Annotated in this window: 16 protein-coding genes; 9 read left to right on the forward strand and 7 right to left on the reverse strand. The window is 63.9% G+C overall.

Going from position 1 to position 19350, the window contains the following annotated elements:
* The first annotated feature begins 17 nt into the window (after positions 1–17).
* From WS66_RS09935 to WS66_RS09950, 4 genes are all read left to right on the forward strand, one after another.
* Complete coding sequence (locus WS66_RS09935; RefSeq protein WP_059601511.1) at positions 18–449, forward strand: MarR family winged helix-turn-helix transcriptional regulator; 432 nt, start codon at positions 18–20, stop codon at positions 447–449.
* Positions 450–513: 64 nt separating this feature from the next.
* Positions 514–1605, forward strand: coding sequence for an HlyD family secretion protein (locus WS66_RS09940; RefSeq protein ID WP_059601508.1), 1092 nt, complete (start codon positions 514–516; stop codon positions 1603–1605).
* A gap of 13 nt (positions 1606–1618) precedes the next feature.
* Positions 1619–3193 (forward strand): DHA2 family efflux MFS transporter permease subunit, encoded by a 1575-nt coding sequence (locus tag WS66_RS09945; protein WP_059601505.1) that lies wholly within the window; start codon positions 1619–1621, stop codon positions 3191–3193.
* A gap of 16 nt (positions 3194–3209) precedes the next feature.
* Complete coding sequence (locus WS66_RS09950) at positions 3210–4658, forward strand: efflux transporter outer membrane subunit (protein WP_059601504.1); 1449 nt, start codon at positions 3210–3212, stop codon at positions 4656–4658.
* Positions 4659–4721: 63 nt separating this feature from the next.
* Here WS66_RS09950 and WS66_RS09955 read toward each other — a convergent pair whose 3' ends face one another.
* Positions 4722–5132, reverse strand: coding sequence for a TIGR02594 family protein (locus WS66_RS09955; RefSeq protein WP_059532397.1), 411 nt, complete (start codon positions 5130–5132; stop codon positions 4722–4724).
* Between the two features lie 345 nt (positions 5133–5477).
* On the opposite strand from WS66_RS09955, the gene WS66_RS09960 reads away from it, so the two are divergent.
* Positions 5478–6455, forward strand: a complete 978-nt coding sequence (locus tag WS66_RS09960; protein ID WP_059601501.1) for a hypothetical protein — start codon at positions 5478–5480, stop codon at positions 6453–6455.
* Between the two features lie 336 nt (positions 6456–6791).
* On the opposite strand, the gene WS66_RS09965 is transcribed toward WS66_RS09960, so the two are convergent.
* Together WS66_RS09965 and WS66_RS09970 are read right to left on the reverse strand one after the other, a co-directional pair.
* Positions 6792–9239, reverse strand: coding sequence for a heavy metal translocating P-type ATPase (locus WS66_RS09965; RefSeq protein ID WP_082728917.1), 2448 nt, complete (start codon positions 9237–9239; stop codon positions 6792–6794).
* A 146-nt stretch (positions 9240–9385) separates the two neighbouring features.
* Positions 9386–9811 carry a hypothetical protein gene (locus WS66_RS09970; protein WP_059601496.1) on the reverse strand — a complete coding sequence of 142 codons (426 nt, stop codon included), beginning with the start codon at positions 9809–9811 and terminating at the stop codon, positions 9386–9388.
* A gap of 265 nt (positions 9812–10076) precedes the next feature.
* Here WS66_RS09970 and WS66_RS09975 point away from each other — a divergent pair, with 265 nt between their 5' ends.
* The 3 genes from WS66_RS09975 to WS66_RS09985 are packed head-to-tail and all read left to right on the forward strand — an operon-like array spanning position 10077 to position 12090.
* Positions 10077–10739, forward strand: coding sequence for a LemA family protein (locus WS66_RS09975; RefSeq protein WP_059601494.1), 663 nt, complete (start codon positions 10077–10079; stop codon positions 10737–10739).
* Entirely contained in the window at positions 10736–11590 is an 855-nt protein-coding gene (locus WS66_RS09980) for a TPM domain-containing protein (protein WP_059601493.1), read from the forward strand. Before WS66_RS09975 ends, WS66_RS09980 begins: the two co-directional genes overlap by 4 nt.
* A 2-nt stretch (positions 11591–11592) precedes the next feature.
* Positions 11593–12090 carry a TPM domain-containing protein gene (locus WS66_RS09985; protein ID WP_059601490.1) on the forward strand — a complete coding sequence of 166 codons (498 nt, stop codon included), beginning with the start codon at positions 11593–11595 and terminating at the stop codon, positions 12088–12090.
* A gap of 678 nt (positions 12091–12768) precedes the next feature.
* Here the strand turns inward: WS66_RS09985 and glmS are convergent.
* The 3 genes from glmS to WS66_RS33610 all read right to left on the reverse strand — a co-directional run bounded on the left by glmS (position 12769) and on the right by WS66_RS33610 (position 16173).
* On the reverse strand, positions 12769–14586 hold the full coding sequence (glmS, locus tag WS66_RS09990) for a glutamine--fructose-6-phosphate transaminase (isomerizing) (RefSeq protein WP_059601487.1): 1818 nt from the start codon (positions 14584–14586) through the stop codon (positions 12769–12771).
* Positions 14587–14633: 47 nt separating this feature from the next.
* Positions 14634–15722: a hypothetical protein gene (locus tag WS66_RS09995; protein ID WP_059601484.1), complete on the reverse strand. Its 1089-nt coding sequence runs from the start codon at positions 15720–15722 to the stop codon at positions 14634–14636.
* A gap of 220 nt (positions 15723–15942) precedes the next feature.
* Positions 15943–16173 (reverse strand): hypothetical protein, encoded by a 231-nt coding sequence (locus tag WS66_RS33610; protein WP_159086536.1) that lies wholly within the window; start codon positions 16171–16173, stop codon positions 15943–15945.
* Between the two features lie 956 nt (positions 16174–17129).
* Here WS66_RS33610 and wecB point away from each other — a divergent pair.
* The gene (wecB, locus tag WS66_RS10000; protein WP_059601481.1) at positions 17130–18347 is read left to right on the forward strand and encodes a non-hydrolyzing UDP-N-acetylglucosamine 2-epimerase; all 1218 of its coding nucleotides are present in this window, start codon (positions 17130–17132) and stop codon (positions 18345–18347) included.
* A 126-nt stretch (positions 18348–18473) separates the two neighbouring features.
* On the opposite strand, the gene WS66_RS10005 is transcribed toward wecB, so the two are convergent.
* Positions 18474–19262, reverse strand: a complete 789-nt coding sequence (locus WS66_RS10005; protein WP_059601478.1) for a hypothetical protein — start codon at positions 19260–19262, stop codon at positions 18474–18476.
* Positions 19263–19350 lie beyond the last annotated feature (88 nt).

The raw sequence follows: 19350 nt of genomic DNA on the forward strand, positions 1-19350 counted from the left end.
CCACCTAACATGTGCACATGCACAAGACCACGCTTACCGATGACGATTGCTTCGCGGTCCGGCAAGCCGCCCGGCGAATCTCGCAGTTCTACGAGCGCTACCTGTCGCGGGCGGGCGTCACGCCGTCGCAGTACAGCATTCTCGCGCTGCTGCGGGAGCGCCCGGGCGTAACGATGGCGATGCTGTCGGCGGTGCTGGTGATCGAGCGCACCGCGCTGTTGCGCGCGCTCAAGCCGCTGGTCGGCGCGGCGCTGGTCACCGGCAGGATCGAGCCGCGGTGCCGCCGCCAGACGTTCGCGCTGACCGCGCAAGGCGAAACGAAGATCGCCGAAGCGCAGGTGCACTGGCTCGCCGCGCAGGAGGCGTTCGAGCAGCGGTTCGGGTCGGCGCAGGCCGCCCGCCTCAGAGACGAATTGTTCCGGATCACGCACAACCTCCCGGAACGCTAACCCCCTCCCCGATCGGCGACGCATCGTCGGTCGCTTCAGTAAGTGCATATACATAGGTGATTCGATGGAAACGACCCAAGCCGCCGCCTCCCGCGAGGCAGCCACAACCGACCGGCCGGCAAGGCAGCAGCGCCGCGTGCCGTGGATGCGCATCGCGGTGGCCGCCGTCGTCGTCGCAGTCGCGGCCGCGGCGCTCGACTGGCTGTTCGTGCTGCGCTTCCAGGAAAGCACCGACGACGCATACGTCGGCGGAGACGTCACGGTGCTTGCGCCGAAGGTAAACGGCTTCGTCGACAAGATTCTCGTGACCGACAACCAGCGCGTGAAGGCCGGCGACGTGCTCGTGCAGCTCGATGCGCGCGACTACGATGCGAAGCTCGCGCAGGCGACTGCCGAAGTCGACAGCGCGCGCGCCGCGGTGGCCGAACTCGAAGCGAAGCAACAACTTCAATACGCGGTGATCGGCCAGCATGCCGCGGACAGGAATGCGTCGTCGGCAGAGCTCACGCGTGCGTCGTCCGACCGTGTGCGCTACCGCGAGCTCGTGAAATCCGATGCGGTGTCGAACCAGATCGTCGAACGCGCGGATGCCGATTATTCGAAGGCGGATGCGGCCGTCGCGCGCAGCGACGCCGCGCTGCTCGCATCGAAGCGGCAGCTGGACGTGCTCGGCGCGCAGCTCACCGATGCGCGGGCCCGCGTGAACACGGCACTCGCCGCGCAACGCGTCGCGGCGCTCAACGTCGAGTACACGACGATCCGCTCGCCCGTCGACGGTTACGTCGGCAACCGCACGGGCCGCGTCGGGATGCTCGCCAACGTCGGCGTGCCGCTGCTGACGGTGGTGCCCGTGTCCGGGCTGTGGATCGACGCGAACTTCAAGGAAGACCAGCTGCGCAAGATGCGCGCCGGCGATCGCGTCGACGTCGCGCTCGACGCGTCGAGCACGCGCCTGCACGGCCGCGTCGACAGCCTGGCGCCCGCGACCGGTGCGACCTTCAGCGTGCTGCCGCCCGAGAACGCGACCGGCAACTTCACGAAGATCGTCCAGCGCGTGCCGGTGCGCGTGCATCTCGATCCGCAGCCGGGCATCGAGCATGTGCTGCGTCCAGGCCTCTCCGCGGTCGTGACCGTGCATACCGACCACGCGAACTGAACGGGAGCCTGTGATGACCACCGCCTTTTCCGGCGACCCCGCGTCGCAGCCGACGAAGCAGCGCGTCTTCGCGTTCGCGCTGATGTGCGTCGGCTTCTTCATGGCGACGCTCGACATCCAGATCGTCGCGTCGTCGCTGCGCGACATCGGCGGCGGCCTGTCCGCGAGCCAGGACGAGTTGTCCTGGGTGCAGACGGCCTACCTGATCGCCGAGATCATCGTGATCCCGATGTCGGGCTGGCTGTCGAGGGTGATGTCGACGCGCTGGCTGTTCGTCGCGTCGGCCGTCGGCTTCACGATCACGAGCATGCTGTGCGGGCTCGCGTGGGACATCAACTCGATGATCCTGTTCCGCGGGCTGCAGGGCGCGCTCGGCGCCGCGATGATCCCGACCGTGTTCACGACCGCGTTCGTGCTGTTTCCGGGCAAGCAGCGGCTGATCGCGTCGACGACGATCGGCGCGCTCGCGTCGCTCGCGCCGGCGATCGGGCCGGTGATCGGCGGCTGGATCACCGATCAATGGTCGTGGCACTGGCTGTTCTACCTGAATCTCGTGCCGGGCATCGCAGTGGCCGCGCTGGTGCCGCGTTACGTGCACATCGACGAACCCGATCTCAGCCTCATCAAGCGCGGCGACTATCTCGGCATCGCGCTGATGTCGGGCTTCCTCGGCTGCCTCGAATACGTGCTGGAAGAAGGCCCGCGCAAGAACTGGTTCAGCGACGATGCGATCGTCATCTGCGCGTGGATCTCCGGCATCTGCGGCTTCCTGTTCATCGTGCACGCACTGACCGCGGAAGACCCGATCGTCGACCTGCGCGCGCTCGCCGTGCGCAACTTCGGGATCGGCAGCCTGCTGTCGTTCGTGACGGGCATCGGGATCTTCGTCACCGTGTTCCTGACACCGCTGTTTCTCGCGCAGGTGCGCGCGTTCAGCTCGCTGCAGATCGGCATCGCGCTGCTGTCGGTCGGTGCGTTCCAGCTGCTCGCGCTCTGCGCGTATGCATTCGCCGCACGCTACTTCAGCATGCGCGTGCTGCTCGTGTTCGGGCTGATCTGCTTCGGCCTCGGCTGCTACCTGTACACGCCGATCACGCATGACTGGGGCTGGCGGGAGCTGCTGCTGCCGCAGGCGCTGCGCGGCATCGGCCAGCAATTCAGCGTGCCGCCGATCGTCACGATGGCACTGGGCTCGCTGCCGCAGTCGCGGCTGAAGTCGGCGAGCGGCCTGTTCAACCTGATGCGCAACCTCGGCGGTGCGATCGGCATCGCGGTGAGCGCGACGATGCTCAACGACCGGCTCAACTTCCACTACCTGCGCCTGAACGAACACGTGAGCGCGGGCGAGCCGCAGGTCGCGTCGCTGCTCGACCGCCAGGCCGCGTACTGGACCTCGGTGGCCGGCAACACGCTCGATACCGCGCAGGCCGGCCTCGCGAACCTGCATCGCCTGATCTATCGCGAAGCGCTGACGCTCACCTACGCGGATGCGTACTACGCGCTGTCGCTGTGCTTCGTGGTCGCTCTGGTTGCCGTCGCGTTTTCCCGTCCCATCACCCTGAACGCGCCGCCGCCGGACGCGCACTGAAGCCAAGGTCGTCATCATGAAAAAGCTACTCGTCGCGCTGGCCGTCAGCGCATTCGCCGCAGGGTGTGCGGTGCAGCCCGCGCAGCACCCGGCGCTGCACGATTCCGTGCAATCGCTCGCGCCCGCCGCGTGGGACACCGACGTGCCGCGTGCGGACATCGACGCCGCCGCATGGTGGGCGCAGTTCAACGACCCCGTGCTCGACCGGCTGATCGCGACCGTGCTCGACGGCAACCTCGATCTGCAGGCCGCGGCCGAACGCGTGAAGCAGGCGCAGGCGCTGACCGTGCAGAAGCGCGCGGTGCTGCTGCCCGAACTCGACGCGACCGCGCGTGCGTCCGACGCGCGCCAGAATACGCCGCCGCCGCTCGGCTACGTGCGGCAGGCCGGCGCGGGACTCGCGCTGAGCTGGTCGCCGGACGTGTTCGGCGGCGAACGGCTCGACCTGCTGGCCGCGCAGGCCGGGCTGGTCGGGCAAAAGCACGCGGAAGACGCGATGCGGCTCGCGCTCGCGGCCGATGCGGCCTCGGCCTATGTCGACCTGCGCTGGGCGCAGCAGGAACTGAAGATCCTTCAGGACAACGCGGCGATCCGCCGGCATGCGCTCGAACTCACGCGCAAGCGGCAGGCGTTCGGGCTGTCGACGGAGCTCGACGTCACGCGCGCGCAGAACCAGCTCGATGCGCTCGAAGCGCGAATTCCGCCGACGCGCGCGCAGATCGCGCATCAGCTCAACCTGATCGCCGTGTATTCGGGCCGCACGCCCGAGTCGAACGACCGGATCATGCTCGCGCAGGCCGGCGCGATTCCGGCGCCGCCTGCCGGGTCGCCCGCCACGCTGCCATCGCAGGCGCTGCTGCGCCGGCCGGACGTGCTCACCGCCTACGCACAGGTCGAGCGGCGCGCGGCGCAGGTCGGCGCCGCGAAGGCCGAGCGGTATCCGAAGTTCTCGCTGAACCTGACGGACGGGATTCTGGCCGCGTCGTATCTCGGGTTGCCGACGCTGACCGACAACCTGTTCAGCGCGGCGTTGAGCGCGACGAGCCCGATCTTCAACGCGGGGCGAATCACCGCCGACATCACGCAAAGCGAAAGCCGAATGCGCGAGTCGGAACTCGGGTTGCGGCAGACGATGCTGCAGGCGCTGCGGGAAGTCGAGGATGCGCGTGCGAACCTCGGCAGCAGCGATGAAGCGACGCGGCGCCTCGACAGCGCACTCTCGGCGTCGGACAAGGCGCTCGGGCTGGCGAACCAGCTCTATAAGGGCGGCGCGACGGATTTTCTGGACGTGCTGTCGGCGCAGGAAGTGTATCTGCGGGATTCGGATGCGCTCAATCAGGTCCGGCGAGAGCATGCGCTGGCGGCGGTCGCGTTGTATCGATCGCTCGGCGGCGGGTGGAGCAGGAACGAGGCGGCGGGTGAAGCGCAGGCCGTGGCCGCCGCTGCCACCGCCGCGCAGGATTGACCGCGACCGCCGTGCGACGCCGGCGCCGTCGTCCGTGCGCGGGCGGCCGGGCGTGCGGCGCGATCAGCCCGCGTCCGGCCACCGGTAACCGATCACCTCGCTCACCGGATACGCAAGTTCGCGCACCTCTTCCAGCTGATTGCCGCCGAACAGGTGGACACGCTCGTCGTCGTGACGCAGATAGAACCCGACGTGCCCCTTCCAGCTCACGGGGTCGTCGCGCGTCAGAATCGCGATGCAACCGTACACCGGGCGCTCCAGCGGCCGCCCCCATTCGAGCCACGAACGCGCGAGCGCCGACCCCGTGCCGCGTATGCCGGCATGCGTCATGCACCAGTTGACGAACGACGAGCACCACGAAATCTTGTCGTCGTAGCCGACGAGGTTCGTGTGGTTGTTGTACTCGACGATGCGCGGATTGATGCTGCCGGGCGGGAAGCGGCGAATGCCCAGCTCGGCCAGTGCGACGGCCATCCACGGCGGATGGCCGGCTTGCGGGTTGCCCTCGGGGTTCGATCGGATCACGACGGTCTCGATGGAATGCGGGTGGAATATCGCTCAATCTTCGCACGAAGGCGTGGGTATGGCGGTGTCGGTTCGGGTCGCCCCGAGCGTACCGGTCGAGCATTGGGGTTCCGCCGTCACAACTAACGCAGTCGACTTTCCGGATTTCCGACACAGAAGAAAACAATCGGCCGGATTCTTTTGCCTTCGTGCAGGGAACCCTGATTCCGGTGCGAGCCGTTCCGCCAGATCGATTACCATCCGAACGATTCGCCGATTTCCAAAACACATCCTACGAACAAGGGACCACGCGCCATGACTACCCGCTCGGACGACGCGTTGCCGCCCCGCCCTGACGACGCGTCGAAGCAATTCGCCCCGGACACAAGCGCAAAACCGCGAGTCATCACGCTGCCTGCACACCTTCGACAGATACCGACATGCAAAGGAATTCCAGATCGGTTCAATACCTATCTGCTGAATATCGGTTTCATGCTGTTTTTCGGCACGATGTTCGCCGGATTGCTCGTTGCGCCATTCGACGATGCATCCTCCTCGCGAGCCGGGTTCATCGGTTTCGTTCTATGGCTTTGCATTCTGGCCTGCCTCGCCTGGGCGGTGGTGATCGTGATTCGCGCGACGATGAATATCGGCGGCTGGTTTCAAGTCGACGCAACCGGCTTCCGATATGGCGTCGGCAAGCACTCGGACCAGGCGGCCCTGCAGCAGGAACGGTGCATCGAATGGCGTGAAGTCGTGCGGAACGAGGACATGTGCTGCGACGTTGACTTCAACCCGCCTTCCCGAGTGACCATGAGCGCGGCGAACTTCCAGTTCTGGCGACAAAGTGGGAAGCGCGAACCGGCGAAGCGATACACACTGCGCACGAGCCTCGTGGATTACGACGCCCACGACGCCATTCGCTGCATTCGCTTCAAGAATCGTCACGAATTGCTTGTCGCACTGCTGTGCGGCCTCGCACATCAGGGGTTGCGTTTCAATCCGAGCGCATTCATTGCCGCAGGAATTCATCCCGAAACGTGGCAGCCGCTCGCAAAGGCGCGACGCCCAGCCATGATCTATTTTGCGATCGTCGCCGCACTCGGGCTGCTTGCCTTCTGGACATGGGGGCGCCTGTCGCTGCCATTTTCGCTGGCGATTCTGCTCGTCTCCTTCGCGTACTACTGGACCGAGGGCAAGTACGATTTCTCTCCGGACATCAAGCACTATCCACGCGATCCGATTGTGTTCCGGATCGACGGCGACACGTCTGCCTTCAACCCGGAATCGTAACGGCGCGGGCGATCGCGCATGAATCGCCTTCGTTCGCCGCTGCCGTCACGGGACCGCTCCGCCGCGCGCCGAGTGATCTCCCGAGGTACATTAATTCTGGTTACGCGTCACCGCTGGTTCTGATTGCGCCCGAGCGCTATAGGCAAATCAATGACCTGCGTGACCGGGCCCGAAGACGTCCAATCCAACGCATGCTTGCGTGTGCACCGCGAACATCCGAACACTCGCTTTTCCAATAGTTCGGGTTACATACGATACTAGTGGGAACTGCGCGGACGGCCCACTGCGACGAAAGGTGTGCTGTCGTTATGCGACCGCCGCAAGCTGCGTGACAAGCTAAATCTTCGCGTTGCGCAGTCGCAGTGCGTTCGAAATGACCGAAGCGGAGCTTAGACTCATTGCAAGTGCGGCAATCATCGGCGAAAGCAGCAAACCGGTGAATGGATAAAGTACCCCTGCCGCCAGCGGAACCCCGAGTGCGTTGTATACGAACGCGAAGCCAAGATTTTGCTTCATGTTCGCGACGGTTGCCTCGGACAGCTCTCGAGCACGCGCGATACCGCGCAAGTCGCCTTTGACGAGGGTCACCTGAGCGCTGCTCATCGCCACATCCGTGCCTGTTCCCATGGCCACGCCGACATCGGCCTTGGCAAGCGCGGGGGCGTCGTTGATGCCGTCGCCGGCCATTGCGACAACGTGCCGGGCTTGCTGAAGCCGTGTCACCAGGTTGAGCTTGTCTGCAGGCTTCACCTCGCCATGGAATTCGTCGATGCCGAGCTTTCCGGCCACGGCCTTGGCAGTGACTACACCATCACCGGTCGCCATCACGACTCGAATGCCGTTTTCCTTCAACGTCAAAAGCGCTTCCGGCGTTGTCGTCTTTATCGGGTCCGCGACTGCCAGCAGTCCGGCCAAACTGCCATCGACCGCCAAGTACATGACACTGGCGCCTTGCGCGCGCATGCCGTCCGCCTCCCTGGCCAGCGATTCGACGGATACCGCGTCAGTCTGCATCAGCGCGGTGTTGCCAAGCGCAAGTTTCCTGCCGGCGACAAGTCCTCTCACGCCGATACCCGTAGCGGATTCAAAATTTTCCGTGCGATCCAAAGTCAGCTTCTTCTCACGGGCAGCCGCAACGATGGCCGCAGCAAGCGGATGCTCACTACCTTGGTCGAGACTCGCCGCCAGACGAAGTACTTCGTCGGTCGTGTATCCGTTTGTGCCCACGGCTCGCTCGAACGCTGGACGCCCCTCCGTCAACGTCCCCGTCTTGTCGACGATGAGCACATCGACCTTGCGCAGATTTTCGATCGCGGCCGCATCTCGAAAGAGAATCCCGGTTGTGGCTCCCTTGCCGCTTGCAACCATGATGGACATTGGCGTCGCAAGCCCCAGCGCGCAGGGGCAAGCAATGATGAGCACCGCCACCGCATTGATGAGACCGAACACCCAGCTGGGCTCCGGCCCAAAGATGCCCCACACGAAGAATGTCAGAAGAGCGGCACTGACGACGCCGACGACAAACACGCCGGCCACCTTGTCGGCCATACGCTGCAGCGGGGCACGGGACCGCTGCGCCTGCGCGACCATCTGCACGATTTGCGACAAGACAGTCTGGGAGCCGACCTTTTCCGAGCGAATGACGAGACTGCCTGTCGCGTTCATCGTTGCGCCGATGACGTGGTCGCCAACGCGCTTCGTGACGGGAATCGGTTCGCCGGTAATCATGGACTCGTCGAGCGAACTCGAGCCATCCGTCACTACGCCGTCCACGGGGACTTTCTCGCCTGGCCGCACGCGAAGCAGGTCTCCCACATGCACATGGGACAACGGAATGTCTTCCTCGGAACCATCCGGGCTGATGCGTCGGGCCGTCCTGGGTGCGAGCCCGAGCAGCGCCTTGATGGCCGCGGATGTTTGCGAGCGGGCCTTCAGTTCGAGCAACTGCCCCAGAAGCGTCAACGAAATGATGACTGCCGCTGCTTCGAAATACACGCTGACCCGGCCGTGCGCACGGTACGTTTCAGGAAACACGCCGGGGAAGATGGTGGCGATGACACTGTAGATATAGGCCGACCCCGTCCCGAGCCCGATGAGCGTCCACATGTTGGGGCTGCGGTTCACGAATGAGCGCATGCACCGCTCGAAAAACGGAAGGCCCGCCCACAGGACGACTGGCGTGGAGATGAGGAACTCAACCCAGCTTTCGGTGCCGGCTCCCATCAATCGCAGGCGATGGCCAAACATCGCCAGCACGAAAACGATGACTGTCAGTGGCAACGTCCACCAGAATCGGCGTCGAAAATCGACCAGTTCCGGATTCTCGCCTTCGTCGATACCGGGCAGAACCGGCTCCAGCGTCATGCCGCACTTCGGACATTGCCCAGGATGGTCCCGGCGAATTTCCGGGTGCATCGGGCACGTGTAGATGGTGCTCTCAGGCACTGCTCGTGGCTGCGCAATGGTCGAGGGCTCGACGTACCTGGACGGCGCAGCCTGGAATTTCGTCAAGCAAGCCTGGCTGCAGAACGCGTACCACTTGCCATCGTGTTCGCAGCGCAAGCTTGACTCGTCGGCCACCGTCATTCCACAGACGGGGTCGCGAAGCGAATCTGCGGGTCGAACGTGCTCATCCTGGCCATGTTGGTGAGGCGCATGCGCGTCGTGTCCGTGGCCGGCGGAATGGCCGTGCTTGTCCGTCTCGCGTGCGTGATGCTCGCCCGATGACAAGTGCTCAGAAATCCGTGGTTGATCAAGCTTGTCTTCGCCGGGTTGGCCGCTCATTTGACGCTCCTTTGCTCACCCGTTCCGCTTCCATCGAGGCTCTTCGCCCTGCGCGTTCGATATTGACGTGACGGCCGTGCTACGACGTGAGTTACCTTTACCGAGGCTAGCCGGTACCTCGGTTGCGTACAGTGCGTACTATATTGTCAAATCATCAGAGGGCGCCACCGACGACGGAGCAATGTGTCGGGCATCATCATCTGCATCATATCCATGCGCATTTCCATACTCCCCTGCCGCGATGACATCGGCATACTGGACGAGTAAGCACTCGTCATTTCCATCATGCACATGCCGTTTTGCATGACTTTCATTTGCTCGTCCATCAGGGCAACGCGTTCTTGAGGCGTCTTGGCGTTCGTCATCTTTTCGTGCATGACGCGCATGGCCTGCATTTGGTCGTCCGCTTCGCGGTTTGACTTGATCGGCGCTTTTTCGGCTGCTTTGTTCGGATGACGGGCATCGTCGGCGGCCGCCGGCGCACCAGCGATTGCAACGGCACTGACCAGGCTAACGGTCGCAATTGCAATTGCGAGTTTTTGCGGGAATGCCGCCTTGTTCTCCGTGAGCATGGTTCTCGAGCGCTGGTCGAACCCTAGAATCACTCTATGCCGACGCCCCTTCGATGGCTTGACGTGGCTCAACGGATCACGCACCGAATTTTTCATATGTAGCGCGGCCGTGGAGCCGACATGCGACCGAGACGGTGCATCACTCCGGGCACGCTCGACAATGCAGCATTGACGTGCATCAACCCTGCGACCGCCCAGCTACTTACGATAGGCAGTGCACCGGTGAGCGGCGGAATGCCGGGGAATACAGGACAGAGGCGCGTCCATGTCGACATATTTCTCAGCAATCTCCACACGGCGCCGTCTGGCCCGCGCACTTCTGACAGGCGCATTGGCGCTGAGCCTGCTGTCTCTCTCAGGGTGTGGCTATAACGCCATCCAGAGCGAAGACGAACAGGTGAAGGCCAGTTGGTCAGAAGTTCTAAATCAGTATCAACGGCGTGCCGACCTTGTTCCCAACCTCGTCAACACAGTGAAGGGGTACGCGGACCAGGAAAAGGAAGTGCTGGTCCGTGTGACTGAGGCCCGGGCGCAAGTGGGTTCGATTCGCGCCACGCCCGAACTCATTGCCGACCCGCAGGCTTTCGCAAAGTTTGAAGCGGCACAGGGGCAGCTCACGTCGTCTCTGTCACGTCTGCTGGCGGTATCGGAGAACTATCCGCAATTGAAGTCGGATGCGAACTTCCGCGACCTGCAGGCGCAGCTCGAGGGTACGGAAAATCGCATTGCCGTGGCCCGCAATCGATACATTCGCGCCGTCCAGACGTACAACACGACGGTACGCTCCTTCCCGAACAATTTGACTGCAAAGGCATTCGGCTATCTGGAACGTCCCAACTTCTCGGTGAGCAACGAAGCCGAGATTTCCAAACCGCCGCGGGTCGACTTCGGTTCGACGCCGGCATCTGCAGGCAGGGGTTCCAATTGAACGTGTTCCGGCTGGCGACGGCCGTCGTCTTGGCTTTCTTTGTCTTGGGGGCTGCCTGCGCCCATGCCGACGTCGTTGTCCCGCCGCTGACATCGAGAGTAACCGATGAGACTGGAACCCTGACCAGCGACCAGATGGCCAGCCTTGAGAAGACGTTGAAAGAGTTCGAGGCGAAAAGAGGAGCGCAGATTTCAGTTCTCGTCGTTCCGACCACGGAGCCCGAAACCATCGAACAGTATTCGATGCGAGTCGTCGAGCAATGGAAGCTTGGGCGCAAGAATGTCGACGACGGCGCGCTCCTGATTGTCGCCAAGAACGACCGAACGCTTCGAATCGAGGTCGGATACGGCCTCGAAGGCGTGCTCACCGACGCGACGAGCAATCGCATCATCAACGAGGCGATAGTTCCGCGGTTCCGAAACGGAGACTTCTACGGCGGCATCACTGCCGGCGTCGACGACATGATGCGCGTCACCAGCGGCGAGCAGTTACCTCCGCCGCAGCGGCGACATCAGACGAGCGACGGCGCCGGACGGTTGCTTCCGGTCCTCTTCCTCCTGACGGTCATGGCGGGCGGCCTTCTGCGCGCCATGCTCGGGAGACTGCCGGGTGCAGCCGTTACGGGCGGAGTCGTCGGAGTGCTCGCATGGGTTTTGTCGGGGGCGCTCTTTATCGCCATCGCGGCAGGACTGATGGCGCTGCTCTTCACGTTGCTGGGCGGCGGGATGGGAGCGGCGGGTGGGCGCTTCATTGGCGGTAGCGGTGGCCGTTTCGGTCGTGATTCGAATCGCGACATCTTTCGCGGAGGCGGCGGAGGCTTCGGCGGCGGTGGCGCATCGGGACGGTGGTGAGCATGGACCTGAAACGCCTGTTCCGGCATCTCTTCACGACCCACTGGCGGGTCAACAGCGCATTCTCACGGCGGGAGCTTATCGCTATTGAAGAGGCTGTACGTATGAGTCATCGCGCGCACGTAGGTCAAGTCAGGTTTGCTGTAGAGGGTGCGCTGCACATCCGCGCATTGCTGAAGGGCACATCTGCGAGGGACCGCGCCATCGAGGTTTTCTCGGACCTCCGGGTTTGGGACACGGAGCACAACAACGGCATTCTTATCTACCTGCTTCTTGCGGACCGCGACGTCGAAATCGTCGCGGACCGAGGCATCCACGCCAAGGTGGATGGCCGCGAATGGGAAGCGATTTGCCAGGCCATGGAGGCGCACTTCCGGCAAGGCCATTATCGGTCCGGTGTTCTGCGAGGTATCGAGCAGGTGACCGAGCTGCTGCAAAAACACTTTCCACGTCACGGCCCGCGGCTCGATGATCTTTCGAGTGCGCCCGTCGTGATGTGAGTTCCGACGCTCGACATCGGTTCTCTTCTCGGGCGGAAATTGGCAGCATCAGCGCCCAAGAGATGTCTTGTTGCCTTCCCGATCGCGCGTTGTCCTGTCCGTCAATTCGGGCCAAACTCCTTTGCCAGTAAGGTGTAAAGGAGAGTGCAACGGATTGCCGTCCGCCGAGGTGGCTGACTATCGTTTTTTTGTGCCAAGCGTTTTCGACGCTTTCTGCAGTATTCGCTTCCTGCAGCTTGCGTAACGCATTGTCCGAGTACCTCGGATGTCGCTGACTACCACACTCGAACACCAGCATGTTTGCCGGGTTCGGATCCACGTCGACGTAGTCCCGTAGAGCCTTACACTTTTGGGGCGGCAAGCTTTAGCTGCTCTGCCACGTGTTGATGACTTAGGTAGTACTTCTTCTGAAAGTCGCCTTCGCGAATGGCTGCCGCCGCATCGGGATGCATCGCCTGAAACAACGCGTACGGGAGCGCCTTGTTTCTTTGTGAACCGCACCTTGACGGTTGGGCCTTCGCCAGCGACGTCGCTGGCTAACCCGTTGACATTAATTCTGGTTACGCCTTGTCGGGCAACGCTCATCGCCAGGCAGGAGCCTCTGTAACCGAAACCGAAACGAGGCCCCGTAACGGAAATCGATGCAACTCGGCAGTCTCGTCGACGTCGCACCACCCGCTACTCCACCGTCACCGATTTCGCCAGGTTCCTCGGCTTGTCGATATCCGCGCCGCGCAGGCAAGCGGCGTGATACGCGAGCAGCTGAAGCGGCACGACGTGCAGGATCGGCGACAGCAGCCCGTAGTAATCCGGCATTCGCAGTACCGACACGCCTTCGCCGTTGTCGATCCGCGTATCGGCATCGGCGAATACGTATAGCTGCCCGCCCCGCGCCCGCACTTCCTGCATGTTCGACTTGAGCTTCTCGAGCAGCGCGTCGTTCGGCGCAATCGTCGCGACCGGCATTGCGTGCGTGACGAGCGCAAGCGGCCCATGCTTCAGTTCGCCGGCCGGATACGCTTCCGCGTGAATGTACGAAATCTCCTTCAGCTTCAGTGCCCCTTCGAGCGCGATAGGGTAATGCAGCCCGCGCCCGAGGAACAGCGCGTTCTCGTGCCGCGAAAATTCCGCAGCCCAGCGCTCGATCTGCTGTTCGAGCGTGAGCACATCCTCGAGCGCGCTCGGCAGCCGTCGCAACTGCGTCGTATAACGTGCGAGTTGCGCATCGTCGACGTAGCCGCGCAGCCGGCCGAGCGTCACCGCGAGTATGAACAGCGCGACGAGCTGCGTCGTGAACGCCTTGGTCGACGCGACGCCGATTTCCGGGCCCGCGCGCGTGAGGAACCGCAGGCCGGTCTGACGCATCATCGCGCTGGTCGGCACGTTGCAGATCGCCAGCGTATCGATGTGGCCGAGCGCCTGTGCAAACTTGAGCGCGGCGAGCGTGTCGGCAGTCTCGCCGGATTGCGACACGCTGACCACCAGCGTATTCGGCAGCGCGAGCGCGTCGCTGTAACGGTATTCGCTCGCGATCTCGACCTGCGCGGGCAGGCGCGCGATCGTCTCGAGCCAGCGGCGCGCGGTCAGGCCGGAATAGTGACTCGTGCCGCACGCGAGAATCAGCACGTTGTCGATCTGTTCGAACGCGCGCGCGGCATCCGGGCCAAATATCGCCGGATCGAACAGCCCGGCATCGGGAATCGTCGCGGCCACGGCCTGAGGTTGCTCGAAAATTTCCTTCTGCATGAAATGCCGGTACGGCCCGAGCTCGACCGCGGCCTGCGCCGACGAGACGGTCTGGATCGGGCGATCGACCGGCGTGCCGCCGCGTTCGAGAATTCGCACACCGCCCGGCGTCAGTTCGACGATGTCGCCTTCCTCGAGAAAGATGAAGCGATCCGTGATGCCGGCGAGCGCGAGCGCGTCGGACGCGAGAAAGCATTCGTCATCCTTCAGGCCGACGACGAGCGGCGATCCCACCCGCGCGCCGATCAGCCGCTGCGGCTCATGCTTGCTGAACACCGCGATCGCGTAGGCGCCGTGCAGCTGAGACGTCGCATCGCGCACGGCGGCGAGCAGATCGCCGCGATACTTGCTGTGGATCAGATGGGCAACGACCTCCGTATCGGTCTGGCCATCGAACTGGTAGTTCTCGTCAGAAAGTTGCCTGCGCAACGTTTCGTGATTCTCGATGATGCCGTTGTGCACGAGCGCGATTTCGTCGCGCGAGAAGATCGGATGTGCATTGCAGGTCGCGGGCGCGCCATGCGTCGCCCACCGGGTGTGCGCGATGCCGGTGCTGCCGGACAGCCCGGCACTGCGCACGTGCGCGTCGAGATCGGCGACGCGCGACACGCTGCGCTCTCGGCGCGCCTGCCCGTCGACGACGGTCGCCACGCCGCATGAATCGTAGCCGCGATATTCGAGGCGGCGCAAACCTTCAATCAGAATCGGAACGATGTTCCGTTGCGCGACCGCGCCGACGATGCCACACATGACACGTCTCCTTCCCTTTGTTCCATCATGAACTATGCGCCATTACGTCAGCGCGATCCGGTCACCGTTGCCGACGTCGTCGTGAAACCGCATTGAGCGTGTGCGAGCGGCTCGGCCGTCCGGCTTTCGAGTGCCAGGTAAAGCGCCTCCTCCATTACGTTCCAGTGCGTGCCGTGTCGATACGGGCCCGATCGCGCATACCAGCAGGCGACGGTGCTCCAGTCGTTCATCTTGAACGCGACCAGCGCGATCAGCCCCCACGGAAAATCGGAGCCGGCGAGTTGCATCCAGGTCTTGCCGTACTTCTGCATCCACTGCGCATAGATCGTCTCGTTCGACTGGTCTGGCACGTGGATGTCGGACAGGATAGGAAAGATCTGCGCGACTTTCGCCGGATAGAAGCTCGTGTCGCCGATCTTCTGCGTGCTCGCCCGAAAGCCGGATTGCGGGCCGCGCCAGAACACCTTGAGGATCGCCGCCGAAAGCCGGTCGGCACGCTGGCTCCAGGGAGCCGCGCGCGCGTACTCGGCACGGCGCACGTAATACGCGGCAAGTGCCTGGAACGCGCTGTGCACCTCGACGTTGTCCATCAGCAGCGCGACGTGCAGCGACGACGAGATCTCGTAGACGCCGCTCGTCTTGTCGAGCAGCGTATCGAGATGCACGCCGGATCGGCTCAGGCTGAGCTCCCATGCGGCCGGCATCCCGTCGGGAGGCGCAAAGCGCGCGAGCAGTTCGATCCAGGTCGCCAACATCGCGTCGTCCGCGTCGGCTTCCGCGCACGGGCTGACCTGTCCGGCCTTCACACAATAGCGATCGAAGCCGCCGTCCAGACGCTGGCGCGGCAACACCCATGCGATCCATGCGAGCGCCGCCTGACGGGCATCCATGCGGGTGTCGGCGGCGGCAAGCAGTGCCTTCGCCGCGAAATAAGGATCGATGCCGGCGCCGTTCAGGCGCACGGTGATCGCGCCGTCCGGGCGTTGATACAGCCCGTCGAGCTGGAGTTCGGCCGCGCCCGCGTGCAGCACGGAGCAACACGCGGCGACGCAACAGGCAACGTGCCACGCGCGGCACAGCCTGACGGCGACCGCCACGCACACGCGTGCATCCGGAAAAAGCGCGGGCCATTTCATGATCGGGGGCTCCTGCGCGGCAGTCCTGCGCAATCGTCGCCAAACGCGACGTAGGCCGCGTCGCGCCCGGCGAATGTGTCGACGGTGTGGCTCCGCTCACCTTGGCGCCGGTGAACCCGAGTCAGAATCAGAACGATGTCCCGTTGCGCGGCCGCGCCGACGATGCCACACATGACACGTCTTCCTCCCTTTTCCCGTTCAAGGACCGTGCGCCGTGGTGTCAGTGCGATCCGGTCACCGCAATGCCCGCCGTCGTGAACCGTCGTTCGGCAGACCCAAGCGCGTCGGCTACCGGCCGCGATGTGCGATCAAGCGCGACATGCACGCCGACCAGCTCGGCGCATGCCGCCTCGCCCGCCGGATTCGTCGTATTGATCTTCCCGTCCTTTCGTCGCCGCTCGAACGCGTGGGGGCAGGCCCGTCCTCTTGAAACAAGCAAGCGGTGAGCCATGAATCGCCCCGCCGCGTGGTGCAAGGGCCTGCGCATGCTCGATCGACACACACCCGACACGGATCGCGAGTTTTTGATTCACCTGCGAATCAGCGTTCGCGTCCTTCGCAAGTGGGGATCTTCCGCCTGCCGAACACGAATGCCTCGCGCGACACCATTTCGGTAAACCAACCGCTGCGGGGAGTCGTTGCATGGCCTCTGTTCGGCAAGTACCTGCTCGTCGATCCGTCATCGTGCGGGTCGAGACGACCCGTCCCGGGCTTGCGTTACAGATGCGCAACGTTTCTCGCCGGCCGGGTCCAGCGATGCGCACGACCCGATGCGTCGGGAGAAGCATTCGCACAGAGACAGTGCCGGAAATCCGAAGATGTCCCGCATATTTTCCATACAAAATTCGCATATCGAAATGATTCGAGGCGCCTGGAACGGCGCATGCAGTTCTATCTTCAGCTGCTGGGCGACGCAAGTCGCCATGCTTCGAATCGCATGACCGGGGCGATGTAGCGAACGGTCAGATGTTTATCCGCGTCATTGCAGAGCGCCGCGACTGCGCTCGTAGCAATTATGAAACGTTCCGCGGCAATCCACGTTTGCGAAGCGACTCTGGCCCGCTCACAGGGCCGCTGGTTTGAATATTGCTCTATCGGTAGCAGCAACAGGTACAAGTGCGCCGCGACGCGATGACGTGCACAACCTGACCGGCAGACGTGGCGATCTACACAGCGAGGAACACTCATGACGTGATTGAACAGACAACGGTGACGGCCGTAGTCCGACGATTGCGTGGCGGAGACCGCGCGGACAAGAACGGTGCGCTCGCCCCGCCACATCGCTGAATGTCGCGCGGCCGATGCCGGCCGGCGCGGCCGCACGCGGGGACGGGACGGGTCGCCTGCAACCAAGCTTGGCGCCAGATGCCGGGGCTTCCGGCGCGAAGATGCTCAACGAGGAAAACGATGAAGAAGATCTTGCTTGTATTCGGGACCCGGCCGGAAGCCATCAAGATGGCGCCGCTCGTCCGCGCGCTGAAGTCGCGCAAGGATGTCGACGCCCGTGTGTGCGTTACCGCCCAGCATCGGGAAATGCTTGATCAGGTCCTCACCTTGTTCGACATCAAGCCCGACTACGATCTCAATCTGATGCGCCAGAGCCAGACGCTGACCGACGTGACGACCGGCATTCTTCAGGCGATCGGGATCGTCTTCGACGACTTTCACCCCGACGTCGTCCTGGTGCACGGCGACACGACGACGACGCTGGCCGTCAGTCTCGCGGCGTTCTACCGCTATCTGCCGGTCGGACACGTGGAAGCGGGACTGCGCAGCGGCGACATCTGGTCGCCGTGGCCGGAGGAATTGAATCGCCGCGTAACCGATGCGGTGTCGTCATGGCATTTCGCGCCGACCGGCCAGGCACGCGACAACCTGTTCAGCGAAGGCGTGCCGGTCGGTGCGGTCGTGATGACGGGCAACACCGTGATCGATGCGCTGCACGACGTCAAACGCATGCTCGACCACGATTCCGTGCTCAACGACAAGGTCGCCGCGCACTTTCCTTTTCTCGATCCGTCCCGCCGCGTCGTGCTGATCACCGGCCATCGCCGCGAGAGCTTCGGGGAGCCGTTCCGGCATTTCTGCGAGGCACTCTGCACGCTCGCGAACCGCTATCGCGATGCGCAGTTCGTCTATCCGCTGCACCTGAATCCGCACGTGCGCGAGCCGGCGCGTGCGCTGCTCGGCAGCGTGCCGAATATTTACCTGATCGAGCCGCAGGAATATCTTTCGTTCGTATTCCTGATGTCGCGCTCGCATTTCATCATCACCGATTCAGGCGGCATCCAGGAGGAAGGGCCCGCGCTCGGCAAGCCGGTGCTCGTCACGCGCGAGACGACCGAGCGACCCGAAGCGATCCAGGCCGGTACCGCGCGGCTCGTCGGCACGGACCAGGAGCGAATCGTCTGGGAGGCGTCGCGGCTGTTCGACAGCGAAAGCGCGTACGAGGAAATGGCGCGCGCGAGCAATCCGTATGGCGACGGCCATGCGAGCGAGCGGATCGTTCACGCGCTGATGCATTCGCCGGGCGCGACTGCGAAGGCGACGAGCTTTTCGCTGGGGGCCGCCGAGATGCCGTTCAACGCGCTCACGCTGGGGTTGCAGGCGTTGCGGTCGCCTTGAATCCGGTCATCGGACGATATGCCGACGGGCGACGACGCGCGATGTCGCCGCCCGTCATTGGCCGGATGCGAACCGACGTCCCTCGCCGTCGAATCGCGCCGTGCGAACGCCGTCCGCTGCCGGCCGCTACCGGACCACGGCATCGGCCATCGATTGCGCCAGTGCGACGAGCCGCGGGTAGATCCGCTGTGACACCACCTGCCTGGCGAAACACGCCCGCCGCGCGTCCTCGGGCACGCGCCCCACGCTGCACGCCACGATCGGGCGCAGCGTCACGCTCTTCCACTGGATATAAACCCGTTCGCCCTGCCGGACCGACACGGCCAGCGTGTTCGGCCCGTCCGGCACGCCGTCCTGGCTTTCACCCAGCAGCCATGCCTTCACCACGCCGTCGGCCGGCTGCCGCTTGACGGGCAACTCGGCGAAGCGAAACGCAGCGGCGTCGTCGCTGAATACGTCCGTGTAAAGCGTGTCATTGTCGAGAATCGCGGCCACGTCGTCAGTCGGCTTGATGCCCGCGTCCGCCGTGCTCGCCCACGCCTTCAGCAAGGGAACCGTCGTCACGACGAGATTCGTCTTGCCGTCGGCCGACTTGAAGGCCAGCCCGTCCGGCCCCGGCGGCACCCCGTCGACGGGGCCGACGCTCTGCACCGTGCCCGCCGCCTTCGTGGCAAACCCTTTCGCCCGCACCGTGCCGATGAGCCGGGCGAGCCGTGCATTCACGTCGGCCGTGTACTGTCGGTCGACACTCGGCCGATCTTCCGTTCGCGCCGCCGCCACGGCCGCCGCGGCCTTCTTCCGATAAGCAAGATACGAATCCGCCGGTGATGCGATCACCTTCGCCCCGACTGCGGCGAGCGCCGCCGCGACCACCACCGCCCCTACCCCGACCTTCAGTCTTGAAATGCGCTTCATTTTTATGACGTACCGAATCCCGCGCCGACAGCGAAAACGTCTGCCGTGATCCCGCGGCCGACGTCCCTGAGAAGCACATCATTCTAAC

Source organism: Burkholderia sp. LA-2-3-30-S1-D2 (genome assembly GCF_001523915.2).
GTDB lineage: Bacteria > Pseudomonadota > Gammaproteobacteria > Burkholderiales > Burkholderiaceae > Burkholderia > Burkholderia diffusa.